Source organism: Paenibacillus allorhizoplanae, assembly GCF_927798215.1.
Lineage (GTDB): Bacteria > Bacillota > Bacilli > Paenibacillales > NBRC-103111 > Paenibacillus_E > Paenibacillus_E allorhizoplanae.
Genome location: NZ_CAKMMW010000008.1, coordinates 1 through 13,690 on the forward strand (window position 1 = coordinate 1; position 13,690 = coordinate 13,690).

At 49.3% G+C, this 13,690-nt stretch carries 19 protein-coding genes; 12 read left to right on the forward strand and 7 right to left on the reverse strand.

Features of this window, described 5'->3' with window-relative positions:
* Nucleotides 1–117: 117 nt before the first annotated feature.
* On the reverse strand, nucleotides 118–1,461 hold the full coding sequence (locus tag L6I86_RS14955) for an FAD-dependent oxidoreductase (RefSeq protein WP_236288284.1): 1,344 nt from the start codon (nucleotides 1,459–1,461) through the stop codon (nucleotides 118–120).
* 157 nt (nucleotides 1,462–1,618) lie between these two features.
* Here L6I86_RS14955 and L6I86_RS14960 point away from each other — a divergent pair, with 157 nt between their 5' ends.
* The 3 genes from L6I86_RS14960 to L6I86_RS14970 all read left to right on the forward strand — a co-directional run bounded on the left by L6I86_RS14960 (nucleotide 1,619) and on the right by L6I86_RS14970 (nucleotide 4,843).
* Nucleotides 1,619–2,650: a LacI family DNA-binding transcriptional regulator gene (locus L6I86_RS14960; protein ID WP_056609077.1), complete on the forward strand. Its 1,032-nt coding sequence runs from the start codon at nucleotides 1,619–1,621 to the stop codon at nucleotides 2,648–2,650.
* Between the two features lie 139 nt (nucleotides 2,651–2,789).
* A complete protein-coding gene (locus tag L6I86_RS14965; protein WP_236288286.1) occupies nucleotides 2,790–3,800 on the forward strand; it encodes an RluA family pseudouridine synthase in 1,011 nt (336 codons plus the stop codon).
* Between the two features lie 86 nt (nucleotides 3,801–3,886).
* Complete coding sequence (locus L6I86_RS14970; RefSeq protein ID WP_236288288.1) at nucleotides 3,887–4,843, forward strand: D-2-hydroxyacid dehydrogenase; 957 nt, start codon at nucleotides 3,887–3,889, stop codon at nucleotides 4,841–4,843.
* A 165-nt stretch (nucleotides 4,844–5,008) separates the two neighbouring features.
* On the opposite strand, the gene L6I86_RS14975 is transcribed toward L6I86_RS14970, so the two are convergent.
* Nucleotides 5,009–5,848: a 1,4-dihydroxy-6-naphtoate synthase gene (locus L6I86_RS14975; protein WP_236288290.1), complete on the reverse strand. Its 840-nt coding sequence runs from the start codon at nucleotides 5,846–5,848 to the stop codon at nucleotides 5,009–5,011.
* A gap of 2 nt (nucleotides 5,849–5,850) precedes the next feature.
* Nucleotides 5,851–6,489 carry a futalosine hydrolase gene (locus L6I86_RS14980; RefSeq protein WP_236288292.1) on the reverse strand — a complete coding sequence of 213 codons (639 nt, stop codon included), beginning with the start codon at nucleotides 6,487–6,489 and terminating at the stop codon, nucleotides 5,851–5,853.
* 201 nt (nucleotides 6,490–6,690) lie between these two features.
* Between L6I86_RS14980 and L6I86_RS14985 the strand changes: the two genes are divergently transcribed.
* Entirely contained in the window at nucleotides 6,691–7,296 is a 606-nt protein-coding gene (locus tag L6I86_RS14985) for a DUF2087 domain-containing protein (protein ID WP_236288294.1), read from the forward strand.
* Between the two features lie 397 nt (nucleotides 7,297–7,693).
* On the opposite strand, the gene L6I86_RS14990 is transcribed toward L6I86_RS14985, so the two are convergent.
* A complete protein-coding gene (locus L6I86_RS14990) occupies nucleotides 7,694–8,479 on the reverse strand; it encodes an AraC family transcriptional regulator (RefSeq protein WP_236288296.1) in 786 nt (261 codons plus the stop codon).
* 257 nt (nucleotides 8,480–8,736) lie between these two features.
* Between L6I86_RS14990 and L6I86_RS14995 the strand changes: the two genes are divergently transcribed.
* The 8 genes from L6I86_RS14995 to L6I86_RS15030 all read left to right on the forward strand — a co-directional run bounded on the left by L6I86_RS14995 (nucleotide 8,737) and on the right by L6I86_RS15030 (nucleotide 12,545).
* Complete coding sequence (locus tag L6I86_RS14995) at nucleotides 8,737–8,847, forward strand: MYXO-CTERM sorting domain-containing protein (protein WP_200962405.1); 111 nt, start codon at nucleotides 8,737–8,739, stop codon at nucleotides 8,845–8,847.
* Between the two features lie 131 nt (nucleotides 8,848–8,978).
* Nucleotides 8,979–9,989, forward strand: a complete 1,011-nt coding sequence (locus tag L6I86_RS15000) for a glycosyltransferase family 2 protein (protein ID WP_236288298.1) — start codon at nucleotides 8,979–8,981, stop codon at nucleotides 9,987–9,989.
* A 4-nt stretch (nucleotides 9,990–9,993) separates the two neighbouring features.
* Nucleotides 9,994–10,446, forward strand: a complete 453-nt coding sequence (locus L6I86_RS15005) for a GtrA family protein (protein WP_236288300.1) — start codon at nucleotides 9,994–9,996, stop codon at nucleotides 10,444–10,446.
* A gap of 20 nt (nucleotides 10,447–10,466) precedes the next feature.
* Nucleotides 10,467–10,760: an alpha/beta-type small acid-soluble spore protein gene (locus L6I86_RS15010; RefSeq protein WP_056609050.1), complete on the forward strand. Its 294-nt coding sequence runs from the start codon at nucleotides 10,467–10,469 to the stop codon at nucleotides 10,758–10,760.
* Nucleotides 10,761–10,869: 109 nt separating this feature from the next.
* The gene (locus tag L6I86_RS15015) at nucleotides 10,870–11,313 is read left to right on the forward strand and encodes an Hsp20/alpha crystallin family protein (protein ID WP_056609049.1); all 444 of its coding nucleotides are present in this window, start codon (nucleotides 10,870–10,872) and stop codon (nucleotides 11,311–11,313) included.
* Nucleotides 11,314–11,461: 148 nt separating this feature from the next.
* Nucleotides 11,462–11,680 carry a hypothetical protein gene (locus tag L6I86_RS15020; RefSeq protein WP_157256771.1) on the forward strand — a complete coding sequence of 73 codons (219 nt, stop codon included), beginning with the start codon at nucleotides 11,462–11,464 and terminating at the stop codon, nucleotides 11,678–11,680.
* Between the two features lie 8 nt (nucleotides 11,681–11,688).
* The gene (locus L6I86_RS15025) at nucleotides 11,689–12,177 is read left to right on the forward strand and encodes a hypothetical protein (RefSeq protein WP_236288302.1); all 489 of its coding nucleotides are present in this window, start codon (nucleotides 11,689–11,691) and stop codon (nucleotides 12,175–12,177) included.
* A 17-nt stretch (nucleotides 12,178–12,194) separates the two neighbouring features.
* Nucleotides 12,195–12,545 carry a hypothetical protein gene (locus L6I86_RS15030; protein ID WP_236288304.1) on the forward strand — a complete coding sequence of 117 codons (351 nt, stop codon included), beginning with the start codon at nucleotides 12,195–12,197 and terminating at the stop codon, nucleotides 12,543–12,545.
* Nucleotides 12,546–12,567: 22 nt separating this feature from the next.
* On the opposite strand, the gene L6I86_RS15035 is transcribed toward L6I86_RS15030, so the two are convergent.
* From L6I86_RS15035 to L6I86_RS15045, 3 genes are all read right to left on the reverse strand, one after another.
* Nucleotides 12,568–12,828, reverse strand: coding sequence for a hypothetical protein (locus tag L6I86_RS15035; protein WP_056609044.1), 261 nt, complete (start codon nucleotides 12,826–12,828; stop codon nucleotides 12,568–12,570).
* A 20-nt stretch (nucleotides 12,829–12,848) separates the two neighbouring features.
* On the reverse strand, nucleotides 12,849–13,091 hold the full coding sequence (locus L6I86_RS15040; protein ID WP_056609042.1) for a spore germination protein: 243 nt from the start codon (nucleotides 13,089–13,091) through the stop codon (nucleotides 12,849–12,851).
* A gap of 179 nt (nucleotides 13,092–13,270) precedes the next feature.
* The gene (locus L6I86_RS15045; protein WP_420851893.1) at nucleotides 13,271–13,597 is read right to left on the reverse strand and encodes a hypothetical protein; all 327 of its coding nucleotides are present in this window, start codon (nucleotides 13,595–13,597) and stop codon (nucleotides 13,271–13,273) included.
* Nucleotides 13,598–13,690: the final 93 nt, after the last annotated feature.

Consider the following 13,690-nt stretch of genomic DNA (forward strand, 5'->3'; position numbering starts at 1 on the left):
GGTTGGTGGGTTGGTGGGGAGCTGGTTGAGGTTGGGTTAGGACTAGATTAGGCGGCTGGAAGGAAACTCACATCGAAACCCCCCAGTGTCACAAGGCACTGGGGGGCTCAACTATATTTACTTCAACAAAGCTCCGTCCTTCTCAAGGACAGCTTGCAGCTCGGCGACGTCAATCTCCGCTGGCAGCACGCCGTGCTTCACAGCGAGTCCCGCTGCGGAGCCTGCCGCTTGCCCCGTGGCCATGCAGCTAGGCGTGAGGCGCGTCGTAGCGAGTGCTTCATGCGTGGTCGAGATGCAGCGACCTGCGGTGAGCAGGTTTTCGATTTTTCGCGGCAGCAGGCAACGGTACGGGATGTCGTAGGCGCCGTCCCCTTTGACCCACGCTGCGGTTACACCTTTGCCAGACGGATCGTGGATGTCGATCGGATAGCCACTGCGTGCGATAACGTCATCAAAATGACGGCCTTGCACGACATCTTCCACTTGCAGCGCATATTGACCATCGATACGGCGCGTTTCACGGATGCCAATTTGTGCGCCAACATTGGAGATGGAGGCTTTTTCGAAGCCTGGCAAGTTATTGCGCATAAATTCAGCAACCATCAACACCTGTTTGCGCCCAAGCTCCTCGGCCTCTGTCAAGTCCTCTACATTGGTGCCATCCAGCCCCTGCACACGCGTAGTATTGACCAGTACTTCGTCATCTTCAGGACCTGTGAAGAACAGCACTTGATCGCGATTAATCGGAAGATTCGCTTCCTTCCAGTGTTTGAAATAGCCGAGTACACCAGAAAGAGGGAGATCAGCGAGCTCGGAGAAAGGCGTCTTTTTATAAAACTCATCTGGGTGGTCAATCATGTATTGTTTCACGGCAGGCAGATTCACACCGCGCATTCTGAATTTCATCGTCATTGGCTGTGTTGCTTTATCCCCATCACGCCCTTTGAGGCACGGCGCACCAGACAGATACGCGAGATCAGCGTCACCTGTTGTATCGATAAACACTTTGCCACTTACATCAATTCGGCCGGATTTGGACGTCAACTGCACCGATTGTATGCGATTGTCCACGGTCTCCACATGATCGACAAAACTATGGAAAAGCAGCTTAACGCCTGCTTCTTTGAGCATATCGACGGCAAGAACTTTATAGATTTCAGGGTGGTAAGGTGTGATCGTATTCACGAACCCAACCGTATCCCGAAGATGGCCTGGGGATGCATTCATCGCCATGAGGCGGTCAATAATTTCTTGCGCGAGCCCTGCAATAACTTGTTTGCCATCCGTTGTATGAAACGTCATCCAAGGATACACAAGCGCCGCCGTCGACATGCCGCCAATAAAGCCGTATTTCTCTATCAAAACGGTTTTGGCCCCACTTCTCCCTGCTGCAATCGCCGCATTGACACCCGCTGGTCCTCCCCCTACTACAACCACATCTGCTTCTATCTGTTTGATCATCTGACTTCGCTCCCTTAGCTTAATTGTTGGTAAGTCACTTGCCTGTCAGTTGCTTGCTTCTCTCTTAGTGTAGTTTAAAATTAACCTTCTTTTTAGTTTAAATTTAGTTTAAAATTGGAGGTACAGAAGGCAATCAGAAAAGGGGCATCTCAGACCTATGCGAAAAAGAATTACACTCCACGATTTAGCCGCTCAGCTCGGCTTAACGATACAAACGGTATCCAAAGCGCTGCGCGGACTGCCTGGTATGTCAGAGCAGACACGAAGTGAAGTTTTCAAGCTCGCACGCGAGCTTGGCTACATGACCAAAGATCAGAAACAAACACTTCAGCAAGATCTCATCTCACCATATCCCGTTGTACAACGCAGATTCGTACTCGTCCAGAACAAGCAATCCTTGAACTTTAACCGCTTGTTGCTGCAAGGCTTGCATGAACGCTTCATGGAGTTTGGCCACACGGTTCAGCCACTTCTCATTCCGCCTAAATTAAAGCCCTCGCAATTTGACGACTGGGCCGAGGAAGAAGGTTTGTTATATGCGGAGGGGGTGTTTATCGCACCAAGGATGAATTGGGATCTCTTGGAGCAAAAACTGTTAGAACTGCAGCTCCCACGAATTTTGTTGAATTTTCCGCCACCGGAGTCCAAGGTCGATAGTGTCATTTGGGATGTGTACGAGGCTGTTTATCAGGCGGTTCGAAGGCTCGTCCGAATGGGCCACAGGAACATCCTTTATGTAGGAGATACGAAGGATCAACGCGGATTCGTCATCCGGTGGCAGGCTTTTGCCGAGGCGATGAAAGAGGCTGGGGTGGCAGTGGATCCTGGTGAACACGCGATAGAGCGAGATGGATCGGAGGGGTGGTTGGTGGATTTCCAGCAGAAATATCAGCTGCGCCAGCCAACGGCTGTCATTTGTGGCATTGATGAAGAAGCTGCACCTGTGTATCACACCCTTCGTCGATTAGGGGTTAACGTGCCTCAGCAATGCTCGCTGGTTGCGCTTTTGAATGAGCAAAGCGACACGCTGCCGCTCTGCTCTCGCCCTCAGCTGCCGATTCGAGAGGCCGGCTACCGCGCAGCGGATCGCATGCTATGGCGGATTGCCAATCCGCATTTACCTTTTGAGCATGTGCGGCTGCAGGGGGATTTTTTCACAGGAAGTACGATTCAAAAGCTGCAGGGTTAAGTGATAGTTAGATTAGTGGGATAGAATCACCGTTGAATTTTAAAGGTCGATCATTTCATTTGCTTTTATGAACGTGGTATATTGGAGGTCGAATGATCTGACCGGAAGGTAAGCCATCGTACTAGGAGGTATTTATAATATGCAAAAGAAACAAGGTTCACGTCCAAAATCTAACCCCAGCCATAAACCCAAATTCGGTACTCATAAAGCACAAAGCCAGTCATTGCAAGCAGGAGCAGCCAAAGGTGGTCAGGAGTCGAGTACTCGCCAGTATACAGTGAAGGAATCTGCTGAGCTTCTACCCTTTTTGTTGGAAAAGCTATCGAGCCTAGGTCGAAATGCGGTCAAAGCTATCCTTGCTCGTGGACAAGTCGCCGTGAATGGCAAAGCGGTAACGGCTTATAATTTCCCCTTGCAACCGGAAATGACGGTCACGATCAACAAGGATAAAGTCGTGGAGGATATTCCACTAGCAGGCATGACGATTTTGCACGAAGATAACGATGTTATTGTGATTCAAAAGGATGCAGGTCTCCTATCCATAGCCACGGATACGCAGGAAAATCAAATCACAGCCTACCGCCAGCTTACGGCGCATGTACGGAATCATGATCCGAAGGCGCGGATTTTTGTCGTTCATCGCCTAGATCGGGATACATCGGGTGTGATGATGTTTGCCAAAAACGAACAAGCGCAGCAGCACCTACAAAACACGTGGCAAGAGAGCGTCAAGGAGCGGACGTATGTGGCGTTAGTGGAAGGTATGGTGCGCAAGCCTGAAGGAACGATTTCTTCCTGGCTCAAGGAGCACGCGAAATCGCTCAAGATGTTCTCCACACCGTACCCGAACGACGGACAGCATGCGGTCACGCATTACAAAACGCTGCAAGCGAACAAGAGCTTCTCCCTGCTTGAGGTGAACTTGGAGACCGGCCGCAAAAACCAGATTCGCGTTCATATGCAGGATATCGGACACCCCGTTGCTGGGGATAAAAAGTATGGCTCCAAATCGAAGGAGATCAATCGACTTGGTCTGCATGCGCGTGTGCTCGCCTTTTTGCACCCGACGACAGGTAAGTTAATGCGTTTCGAGACGCATATCCCGAAGGTGTTTTTGAACCCTTTTAAAGAGCCTGGTGTGAAGAAGTAAATTGTGCGAGGGAACACCAAGCAAACCGACTGAAGGAGTAGAGAGATTGAAAATACTCTAACCAAACCGACCGAAGGAGTAGAGAGATGAACATTGTTGTACTTGATGGTTATACGTTAAATCCAGGCGATTTGGACTGGAGTGGTTTACAAGCGCTAGGCGAGTTGACGGTATACGAGCGTTCTTCTGAGTCCGAGATTGTAGAACGCGCCGCACAGGCAGACATGGTGCTAACGAACAAAACGCCTCTCTCCGCGCAAACACTGGAGCAGTTGCCTAAACTGAGATATGTCGGTGTTTTGGCGACTGGCTACAATATTGTGGATGTCCAAGCTGCGAAAGAGCGCGGTGTTGTGGTGACCAATGTTCCTGCGTATAGTACGCATTCGGTTGCACAGTTGGTTTTTGCACTCGTATTGGAATTCTGCCATCGGGTGCAGCGTCATAGTGACAGTGTGCTTCAAGGAGATTGGGCTGGGTCGGTTGATTTCAGCTATAGTGTATCCCCACTCGTAGAGTTAAACAATCAAACAATGGGACTGATTGGGTTAGGTCAGATCGGCAAGCAAACGGCTCTGATTGCCCTGGCGATGGGCATGAAGGTCATTGCAACTGGCAGTGGTCGCACAGTGCCTCAACCCGTGGATGGTATTGAATGGGTATCACTTGAAGAGCTGCTGCAGCGTGCTGATGTGATTAGTCTACATTGTCCATTGACACCTGCAACGAATGAGCTGATCAATGCGGAACGGATTGCTAGGATGAAACCGTCGGCTATTCTGATTAATACGGCCAGAGGTGGATTGCTTAACGAAGCGGATGTCGCGCAAGCTTTGAACGAAGGTCGCCTCGCTGGTGCGGGGCTTGACGTACTGACTGTTGAACCGCCAAAGCCAGATAATCCCTTGCTGCATGCGCAAAATGTGATTATTACGCCGCACATCGCATGGGCAACGAAGGAAGCTAGAGCTAGGTTGATGGCTGTTGCGAGCAGTAACGCGCGGAGTTTTGTGGAGGGTCGGCCGGTGAATGTGATCGGGTAGCTAGATAATCAAATCTGGCTTTCTGAACGCCATAGTGATGTTTTTCATCACTATGGCGAGGAAGCTCAGGAATGATAGAAAAACACAAAAAAGGCTGTCATTTCAAGTAGATTTCGTCTACGGGAAGACAGCCTTTTTGTACGTATTGGAGATTACACGCCAATGCTATTTCAATAAAGCCGCATAATCCATCTGCGGCACAAGACCTGTCTCCGCTGCACGCTGGAGCAAGGTTAAGACAGCGCCATAGCCGCTATCTCCGAGATCAGCGGTGAACTCGTTGACGTACAGGTCGATATGCTGCTGCGCGACCTGCGGATCCATCTCCTGCGCGTGCTGCATGACGTAGTCGCGCGAAGCTTCCGGATGCGCCCACGCGTACTCTACGGATGCGCGAGCCCAACCCGCGAGCGCCTGCAAATCCATGGTGCGCCGAGCGATGATGGCGCCCAGTGGGATTGGCAACCCGGTGTCGGACTCCCACCAGCTGCCCAAATCTGTTAGAAGCGCTAACCCGTACGACGGGTAAGTGAACCGCGCTTCGTGAATGACGAGGCCGGCATCGATGAGGCCGTCCCGCACGGCGGGCATGATCTCGTGAAACGGCATGACCACGATTTCGCCAACGCCGCCAGGCACGTTCTGTTCTGCCCACAGGCGGAACAGTAAGTACGCCGTCGAGCGCTCGCTCGGCACGGCAACTCGGCGGCCGCTAAGGGCAGCCGGGTCAGCCGCTCCTTCGCTTGGCTGCGTCAGCACAAGCGGGCCGCAGCCTCTGCCCAAGGCGCCGCCGCAGGGCAGCAGGGCGTAATCCTGCAGCACCCACGGGAGTGCTGCGTAGGAGATTTTGAGCACGTCGGGGCCTGTGCCTTCGGCAGCCAGACGGTTCGTAATATCGATGTCCGCGTAGAGGACATCGAGCTCTGGTGCGCCTGGGATTAACCCATGCGCCCAGGCATGGAAAACAAAGGTATCGTTTGGACAAGGTGAGAACGCTATTTTCATTATTAAAGCACCTCCGCTAAGACTGAACCTGCTGCTTCTAAAGCTTTCAAGGCATCACCGATCCGCCAGGCGTCTCGGTCTCGCGGCCCGACCGCGTTGGAGATCGCACGGATCTCCAGCACGGGCACCCCGCGCTGCTGCGCAGCTGTCGCTATGCCGAAGCCTTCCATGGCTTCGGCGGCAGCGCCAGGCACGCGCGCAGCCAACGCAGCGGCGGTTGCCGCTGTTCCGGTGGCTGTTGCCACCGTCAGCACCGGCGCCGCTTGCGCTTGCAGGCCGGCGGCTTGCAGCGCCGCCGTCACGCGCTGGGCCAGTTCGGCATTCGCGCTGATGCGCGTAGTGCCGAAGCCCAGCTCGTCCAAGCTGCTGAAGCCATCCAGCAGCTCAACACCAAGATCGGCGGCGATGATTTCGCTCGCAATAACAAGCGAGCCAATGTCCGCTTGACCTACGAAGCCGCCTGCAATACCGGCGATAACCAATAGGTCATAATCGGCTTTGGCAAGCTCAAGGGCACCATTCACCGCCGCCGCGGCAAGCCCCACACCGGCTAACGCATATTCAAATCTGCTATCCTGACCAAGACCCCGCTGTATGGCATCTCGTTCAGGAGCGACTGCTGTCATGACGAGTATTCGCATCGTTCTTCCCCTTTAAGCTTTGACTTCTATGCTTCTTTCAATCTTCTCGGTGCTGAAAACCGGACTTTTTGAACACGCACTATATGTGTATTTTACATGACCCCTGTCCAGAAGGAAACTTTCACGCTTGACACGCCAAACTAATTTAATTATCATCTAATTAGATTAATGTCTAATTAGATTGTTAGGAGTTGTTCTCATATGCAATTGGATAAAATCCTCACCTATCACAAAGCAATGTCAGATGCTACGCGTATTCGCATGCTTATTTTGTTAGCGGACGGCGAATCCAATGGGCAAACTCTCGCAGAGAAGCTGAGCGTAACTCCCGCGACCGTTACCCACCATGCCTCAAAACTTCGCGAAGCCAACTTGATTCATGAGCGTCGTGATAAAAACACAATTTATTTCACCTTGAATGACGCTTCCATTCGCAGCTACGGTCAGACGACAGCTGACCTGGTTTTCAAAAACAAAAAGGAGGCTCCCGCATCCATGGAAACGGAAGACAAAAATTCAAACCTTCAGAAGTCTGTTTTACGGAACTTTTTCACGTTAGATGGTAAGCTCAAACATATTCCAGCCCAGCTCAAGAAAAAGCTGATAGTCCTGGAGCATCTAGTTGCTGAACTAGAAAAAGGCCGATCCTACACCGAAAAAGAGCTTAACCTCTACCTCAAAAACTATCATCCAGATTTCGCAACCTTGCGCCGCGAGTTGATTATGCACCAGTTTATGTTTCGGGAAAATGAGGTTTACGAGTTGAACCCTAGGGAAATGTGGGCGAAGTGGGAAACTTTATCTTAATTCGTAACATACTGTTCCCCCTCCACTCACCCTCCTGCAACTTTAACTGTAAAAACTCCAGCTATTTTTGACACTATTCCATTCTTTTGGTATTTAAATGGAAAAACTCCAGTTAATTTTGCCTATTTCTCACCTGAAGAAGGAAATGGCCAATATTAACTGGAGAAAATACAGTTATTTCATAAATTTGCCCAAATGCTCCTCAATTAAATGGAGAAAATCCAGCTGTTTTCCTAAAGGGCCACCTGAAGTCAAGTGTTTCTGCAAAGTCAGATAGATCGAGGGGGGCGAGGTATCGGTTTGCTCAATTCTGGCGGTTGCGGCCATTTGTAAAGCTGTTCCGAACTGTTTCGCTAGTGTCCGCTGTGTCGGTATCTGTTGATCAACTAGTTAACCATCAACGCACCACCCCAAGCCCCAACAACCACTTCTTATACGCCGTCGGTGTAACTCCAAGACATCTCTTAAATTCCTTGGAAAAGTGCGCGAAATCATGATAACCGAACTGGCCCATACAGCTCGCGATATCAATCGTCGGATTGAAGAATATCTGAAGTCGAGCCAAGTTAAAACGGGATACGGCATTTAATCGCTTGGGTGACATGCCAACGAGCTCTGAACAAATCCGTTCAAAATGCCGCTGAGAGTATCCACTCTCGACGACGCTGATGGGAACATCCTGCTCCATTGGGGTTCGATATAGTTTGGACAATATATTAATCATCGCGGTATGCTTGGTTTCTGGTTGGAAATGACGATAGAGATAAGCCGTCAGCAAAGCGATTCCTTCGTCCAAATCTGCCTCCGCCAACTGCGGAACTAGTTCAGCAAGTTCATGTTCGGGAAATAAATCAGAGAGTGGCAGAAATTTATCGATCAACGCACGATGATCCATCTCTTTGAAGGCGCGCAATCCCCATGGCAGCAATCGCACGCCAAATAGACGGATGGGACCTTCTGCGGTAAGCGGATGATAGCGTGAAAGTGCTCCGATAAAAAATGCCCTTGGCAGAACTTGCCCACCGATTGAATAATCGGCTCCATAATGAAAGATCAACTCTTGGCAGCCATCTGGCCACAGAGTTTCCTCCTCTTCCGCCGCGCTATAATCCCGCTCCAAATACCAATAACACTTAATATAGCGCTGCAATGTCTCATCCGGTTGACGTTCTTCGTAACGCATGCGCCTCACTGCCTCCTTTCTCGTTCATGTACCCTCATCACATTTTTGTTCGTTGCCTACCCCCATTCGATATTCCCTTTCCTTTCCTTACCTCCTCAATTATCCTTTTTTCTCCTCCTCCCTACTTTAGGTACATGTCCCCTACCAGTCCCACAAAATGGACACGTTGCCCAATTATTTATTCCGCATCCGGGTCATTCATCCATACACCTTCTAGTCAGATGACATATAGTAATTTTGTGAAGGGAGGGATTGACATGAGTTGTGGTTGCGGAACTGGCGGCGTAGGTTATTCAAGCACTGCAGTAGTCCTCGTTCTATACGTCCTCTTGGTTATCGTTCTTAGTACGTTCGGGTTTGGCTGGTAATATAAATTGTAAGACAGCGGCTGGGACGGTGATTCCGTTCCAGCCGCTTACTTTTTCTAGTCCTTTTAGCTATAATAAAAGCTTAAGCATGAATTTCATCTATTCCCTATTTAGGACGGAGACGAGGTACTGTGTCTAAACCGATTTTGACCATTGTGGTCCCTTGTTATAACGAAGAAGAAGTCCTCCCCGAAACTGTTTTTCAACTCAGTGAAATATTAGATTCTCTCATTACAGATCAATTAGTTGCCTTAGGTAGTACGGTATTATTTGTAGATGATGGCAGTAAAGATGCAACATGGTCGCTAATCGAGCGATTCCACCTTTCCAATCCATTCATTACTGGGCTTAAGCTGGCCAAAAATGCCGGTCATCAAAGCGCTTTACTCGCCGGACTTCTGAAAGCGAAAGCGTATTCCGACTGTGTCGTTTCCATCGATGCGGACCTGCAGGATGATACTTCTGTCATTCGTGAATTTCTAGTGAAATTCCATGAAGGCTACGATATTGTCTATGGGATCCGTCAGGATCGTTCAGCTGATACCTTTTTCAAGCGAGCTACTGCGCAAGGCTTTTATAAACTCATGACCTCACTAGGTGTTAAAATTCAATACAATCATGCGGATTTCCGCTTAATGAGCAAGCGTACGCTTGATAATTTGGAGAAGTTTCAAGAGGTTAATTTATTCCTCCGCGGCTTAGTCCCTCTGCTAGGATTTCCCTCTACACAGGTCTATTATGACCGGAAGGAACGATTTGCTGGTGAATCCAAATATCCGCTGCGCAAAATGCTCGCTTTTGCCTTCGATGGCATCACTTCCTTCAGTGTAACTCCCATCCGTTTGGTTACGGTGATGGGCTTTCTGCTCTTCGCACTTAGTGTAGTTGCTGCTATTTATGCGATTGTAGGCAAATTACTTGGCGAGAATGTTACGGGTTGGACTTCCCTTATTCTCTCTGTCTGGTTCATCGGCGGTGTACAACTTCTTGCGATTGGTTTGATCGGCGAATACATAGGTAAAATTTATAAAGAAGTAAAGCAGCGCCCGCTTTTCGTTATCGAAAAGGAATTAACCGAGCAAGCTCAGGGGCAGGCAACCGTCACTTCGCAGGCGAGCCAACCTGCATCTGCAAGGCGGTAATTGGATGACCTCCACTTCACTCAAATCCTTACTAACAGGCAGCTTTGCACGTTTTTTACTCGTTGGTGTGTTGAATACGTTGGTGGGTTTATCCGCCAGCTTTGCTCTTTTTAACCTACTAAATCTGAATTATTGGTTATCAACCTTTGGCGGCAATACGATTGGTGCGGTAGTGAGTTATCTGCTTAACCGTACGTTTACCTTTCGCTCCAAAGCCAGCATCGGCAGCAGTTGGTGGAAATTTGCACTTGTCATACTCATCTGCTACGGGTTTTCGTATGGGATCAGCTGGCTGCTTGCCGAAGCGATCAGTTCCTATCTCCCTAATGCCAGCACGAACTGGCTCCATAACGGTGCGATACTTGTAGGGAATGGCTTGTACACGATTGGCAATTATATCGGGCATAAATATTTCACCTTCCGTACTCATGATTCGAAAAAAGGCAGGGCATCCTAACACCCAAGAGGTGATTGACGATGTCACGAAGAAGAAGAAACCGGGCTATGGTACCTGGATCCGAACATGGCTTAGGGCTGCTCAAAGCCCACGTTATGCAAAATCAAGGGTATGCCGTAAATCCTGAACGACCAGATCTTGTCAAATACGAGGTTGCCCGTACACTTGGTGTTCCCTTGCAACAAGGCTATAATGGGAACCTCAGCTCAGAAGATGCCGGCAGAGTAGGTGGTCCAATCGGCGGCGCGATGGTGCGAGAACTCGTTCGCATGGCACAGCAGCAGATGGCGAATCAGCGTCCTCCTGGGCAATAAACATGTCCCGCATTTAGATGCCAGCCATAATCCGACGCATCCCCACATAAACTAGTAGCAAGCTGCTTGCAGCTCTACTTTTAATGGTGAAGTCAGGTGATGATGGCAGATGAATCCTCCAGGCAATCGTTCGTCAAAACCCGATTGGAAGGGACTGTCGGCGCAAGCCGGCGATGTGCTAGGCCCCGAGTTCTGGCAGGACATTGCCAGTATTATTCCGCTAACCGGACCCCGAGTTGATATGTATGAAACGCCCCAGGAACTCGTTGTGGTCGCTGAGGTTCCAGGGTTGTCATCCCAAGAGAACATCCAGCTATCCTTCCGCGACCAGTCCCTCTTAATCAGAGGGATGCTCGTCCGCCCTTATCAGGTAAGTGATGAGCAAATGCGGCTGTCTGAGCGCTATTTTGGCACATTTGAGCGAGCGATCCGCTTACCTGGCAGGGCTTTGACCGATCAGATGCGAGCACAGTATCATAATGGGTTGCTGATCATCCGTATTCCGCTTGCTCCACCCGATGGCGAGAAGGTTATTCCCATACAGTTTACTTGAGACAACGGTTAAAGAAAGATTACCGATTCCTTGTATGAAGGAGGAGCCACGGTGATCTTTTTGTTTTGCAAAAAAAGAAATGATTCTGCGTTTGTCCCCATATACATGGGAAGGAGACGCTAAAATTAAGGATTTGGAGGGAATGACCATGGTTCGGATCCAATTTCAATCCATTCATATTGATGACATAACGGAAAATTCTAGCGTTAACAAGGGCAGCAATCGGATCAGTGGAAGGCGGCATTCAGCCAAGACGAATCAAGGGATCGGTGAATTGACAGGCGATCACAATGTGGTGTTAGGCGGGAAGCACACAGTCCTGGATAATGATACATTTGATGTTAAACCGAATACACGAAAGAGCTGACCTAACCTATGTGGTTTCAAAAAAAGAAAACGTCGCCGCCTCCAACTGGACCCTCTAACGCCACTCCCAAACCTTCAATAAGAAACGAGGCTATTCCAAGCCCACAAACGCAATCCATTCACTTATTGGAACAGCGGCTGCGAAAATTGGAGGAACAGTTAGCCGACCTCTCTGCCAAGCATCCGCGCATTCATATCGATAATCTGCACGTCCATCAGCCAGTTCTCGAAAACTTAACGTTTCGACTCGATCATCTCGACATTAAGGAGCTTAGCGGTTCGTTGAACTTGGGCAACAATTTCGGTGCTAAACCGAATGGGAAAGCGCAGGATGAGGCCGTGGATAAGGCATTCCAGCGTTCTCATGTCACCAAAGAACCTCGACAGGAGCGTGCGTCAGACGGTCACTCGCATTCGTCGCCAATGCAAGAGGGTTCCGGTCCTGAGCGAACCTCAACCGGCTACCGCTACACCCCTCCCCAGTCGTCAAAAGTATAAAGATGAGGTGATTGACTGTGTCATCATTCATGTCTCCAACCTTTATCATCGGTTCGATCCGGATTGGATCTGTGGAAAGTGCATCCTGCATCAACATGGGAAATAATTGGCCAACTGATTTTCAAAGTAATCAAAAAACGGTTCAAGGCTTTGGCGCGGTCGAAGGCGACCATAACCAATTGGTCGGTACCCGTTCGATGCTGAACGATTCCGACTTCCTCGATATGCTCAATGTCGGCGATAACGATACGCCAGAGTGGCTGCAAGAGATGATAACGGTGCAAGCGCAAGCGTCGGGCTACACCACAGCAGCTGCCTCTCCACCTTCAACAGATGAAACGACGAAAGCTCCGCAAACGGCCGAGTAAGGCTGCCTGCGGAGCTTTATTTTCAAACACGGCCAATAATCAAATCACCCTTGGTATATGGTGCATCAATAATATCGTTATCGTACACGGTGTTAATATTGTTCCACACCATGTTATGTTCACCACTCACTTCACCAAGTCCACTATTGCTTTTACTGCTCGTTGACCAATTCACTTGTGCGTTCGTACCAATGAATATGCCAGAAGCATCGGCAATCGAATTAACATGAATCGAATCAAATTGAATTAATGGTGGGTCTAACGGTCCGGGCAGATTCAGCATCGCTTACAACCACCCTTCATTTAAACTTGATTCGTTATGGCTGGTTTAAAGTCTTGATCATTAATAGGTGCATCAATAAAGTCATTATCAAAGATGGTATTGACGAAGTTGCAGGCGATCGAATTACCGATGAATTCACCGGTGCCGTAATTGTTTTTGCTATGGGAATCCCAGCTGGATTGTGCATTCTCACCAATCCCGATCGTTGCATTCGTATTCTGATTATTAATATTGATCATGTTAAACACGATGGAACTCGGCATGCTGCTCACTCCCTGTCCGCGATTGGTTCTAGGGCCACTCCCTCATGCACGGGATCCTGCCGTAAACCTGTATCTTAGCCTATTCAGTGAGTAGGGAAATGGTGCCGCCTTTCGTAGATACCTCTCCAAATGAGAAAAGACTCTCCCCAGAAGGAAAGAGTCTTTCATTTCGATCATTCTCAGAACCAGAGTCCTGGACCACCGAAACCGCCAAAGCCAAAGCCAGGGCCAAAGCCACCACCAAAGCCGCCACCATAACCAAAGCCACCGCCGAATCCACCATATGCGTAAGGTGCTGTACCGATTGCTAATAGGTCAAATAAAACCAATGGAATAATCGCTTTTACTTGCACTTTTTTTCCACTTTGTGGAGAAACCATCAACGTGTTACCGCTGATCCGCACCAATTTGCCAGTTACCTGTGTACCATCTTTCTTAACAGCCACTATTTCTTTCCCGATCAATTTACGCACTTCATCTTTACGAATTCTGGATGCCACGAACATCCACCTCCTTCACCCAACAGAGATACATTGCTCTACAGTGTATGGCTTATGGGGTAACATCGCATGGATAGCTGTCCATTTTTATGCAAAAAT

What these genes read in the sequence shown, in the direction of transcription:
- L6I86_RS14955 (WP_236288284.1), bottom strand. Translation starts at nt 1,461, where the DNA reads ATGATCAAACAGATAGAAGCAGATGTGGTTGTAGTAGGGGGAGGACCA.
- L6I86_RS14960 (WP_056609077.1), top strand. Translation starts at nt 1,619, where the DNA reads ATGCGAAAAAGAATTACACTCCACGATTTAGCCGCTCAGCTCGGCTTA.
- L6I86_RS14965 (WP_236288286.1), top strand. Translation starts at nt 2,790, where the DNA reads ATGCAAAAGAAACAAGGTTCACGTCCAAAATCTAACCCCAGCCATAAA.
- L6I86_RS14970 (WP_236288288.1), top strand. Translation starts at nt 3,887, where the DNA reads ATGAACATTGTTGTACTTGATGGTTATACGTTAAATCCAGGCGATTTG.
- L6I86_RS14975 (WP_236288290.1), bottom strand. Translation starts at nt 5,848, where the DNA reads ATGAAAATAGCGTTCTCACCTTGTCCAAACGATACCTTTGTTTTCCAT.
- L6I86_RS14980 (WP_236288292.1), bottom strand. Translation starts at nt 6,489, where the DNA reads ATGCGAATACTCGTCATGACAGCAGTCGCTCCTGAACGAGATGCCATA.
- L6I86_RS14985 (WP_236288294.1), top strand. Translation starts at nt 6,691, where the DNA reads ATGCAATTGGATAAAATCCTCACCTATCACAAAGCAATGTCAGATGCT.
- L6I86_RS14990 (WP_236288296.1), bottom strand. Translation starts at nt 8,479, where the DNA reads ATGCGTTACGAAGAACGTCAACCGGATGAGACATTGCAGCGCTATATT.
- L6I86_RS14995 (WP_200962405.1), top strand. Translation starts at nt 8,737, where the DNA reads ATGAGTTGTGGTTGCGGAACTGGCGGCGTAGGTTATTCAAGCACTGCA.
- L6I86_RS15005 (WP_236288300.1), top strand. Translation starts at nt 9,994, where the DNA reads ATGACCTCCACTTCACTCAAATCCTTACTAACAGGCAGCTTTGCACGT.
- L6I86_RS15010 (WP_056609050.1), top strand. Translation starts at nt 10,467, where the DNA reads ATGTCACGAAGAAGAAGAAACCGGGCTATGGTACCTGGATCCGAACAT.
- L6I86_RS15015 (WP_056609049.1), top strand. Translation starts at nt 10,870, where the DNA reads ATGAATCCTCCAGGCAATCGTTCGTCAAAACCCGATTGGAAGGGACTG.
- L6I86_RS15020 (WP_157256771.1), top strand. Translation starts at nt 11,462, where the DNA reads ATGGTTCGGATCCAATTTCAATCCATTCATATTGATGACATAACGGAA.
- L6I86_RS15025 (WP_236288302.1), top strand. Translation starts at nt 11,689, where the DNA reads ATGTGGTTTCAAAAAAAGAAAACGTCGCCGCCTCCAACTGGACCCTCT.
- L6I86_RS15035 (WP_056609044.1), bottom strand. Translation starts at nt 12,828, where the DNA reads ATGCTGAATCTGCCCGGACCGTTAGACCCACCATTAATTCAATTTGAT.
- L6I86_RS15040 (WP_056609042.1), bottom strand. Translation starts at nt 13,091, where the DNA reads ATGCCGAGTTCCATCGTGTTTAACATGATCAATATTAATAATCAGAAT.
- L6I86_RS15045 (WP_420851893.1), bottom strand. Translation starts at nt 13,597, where the DNA reads ATGTTCGTGGCATCCAGAATTCGTAAAGATGAAGTGCGTAAATTGATC.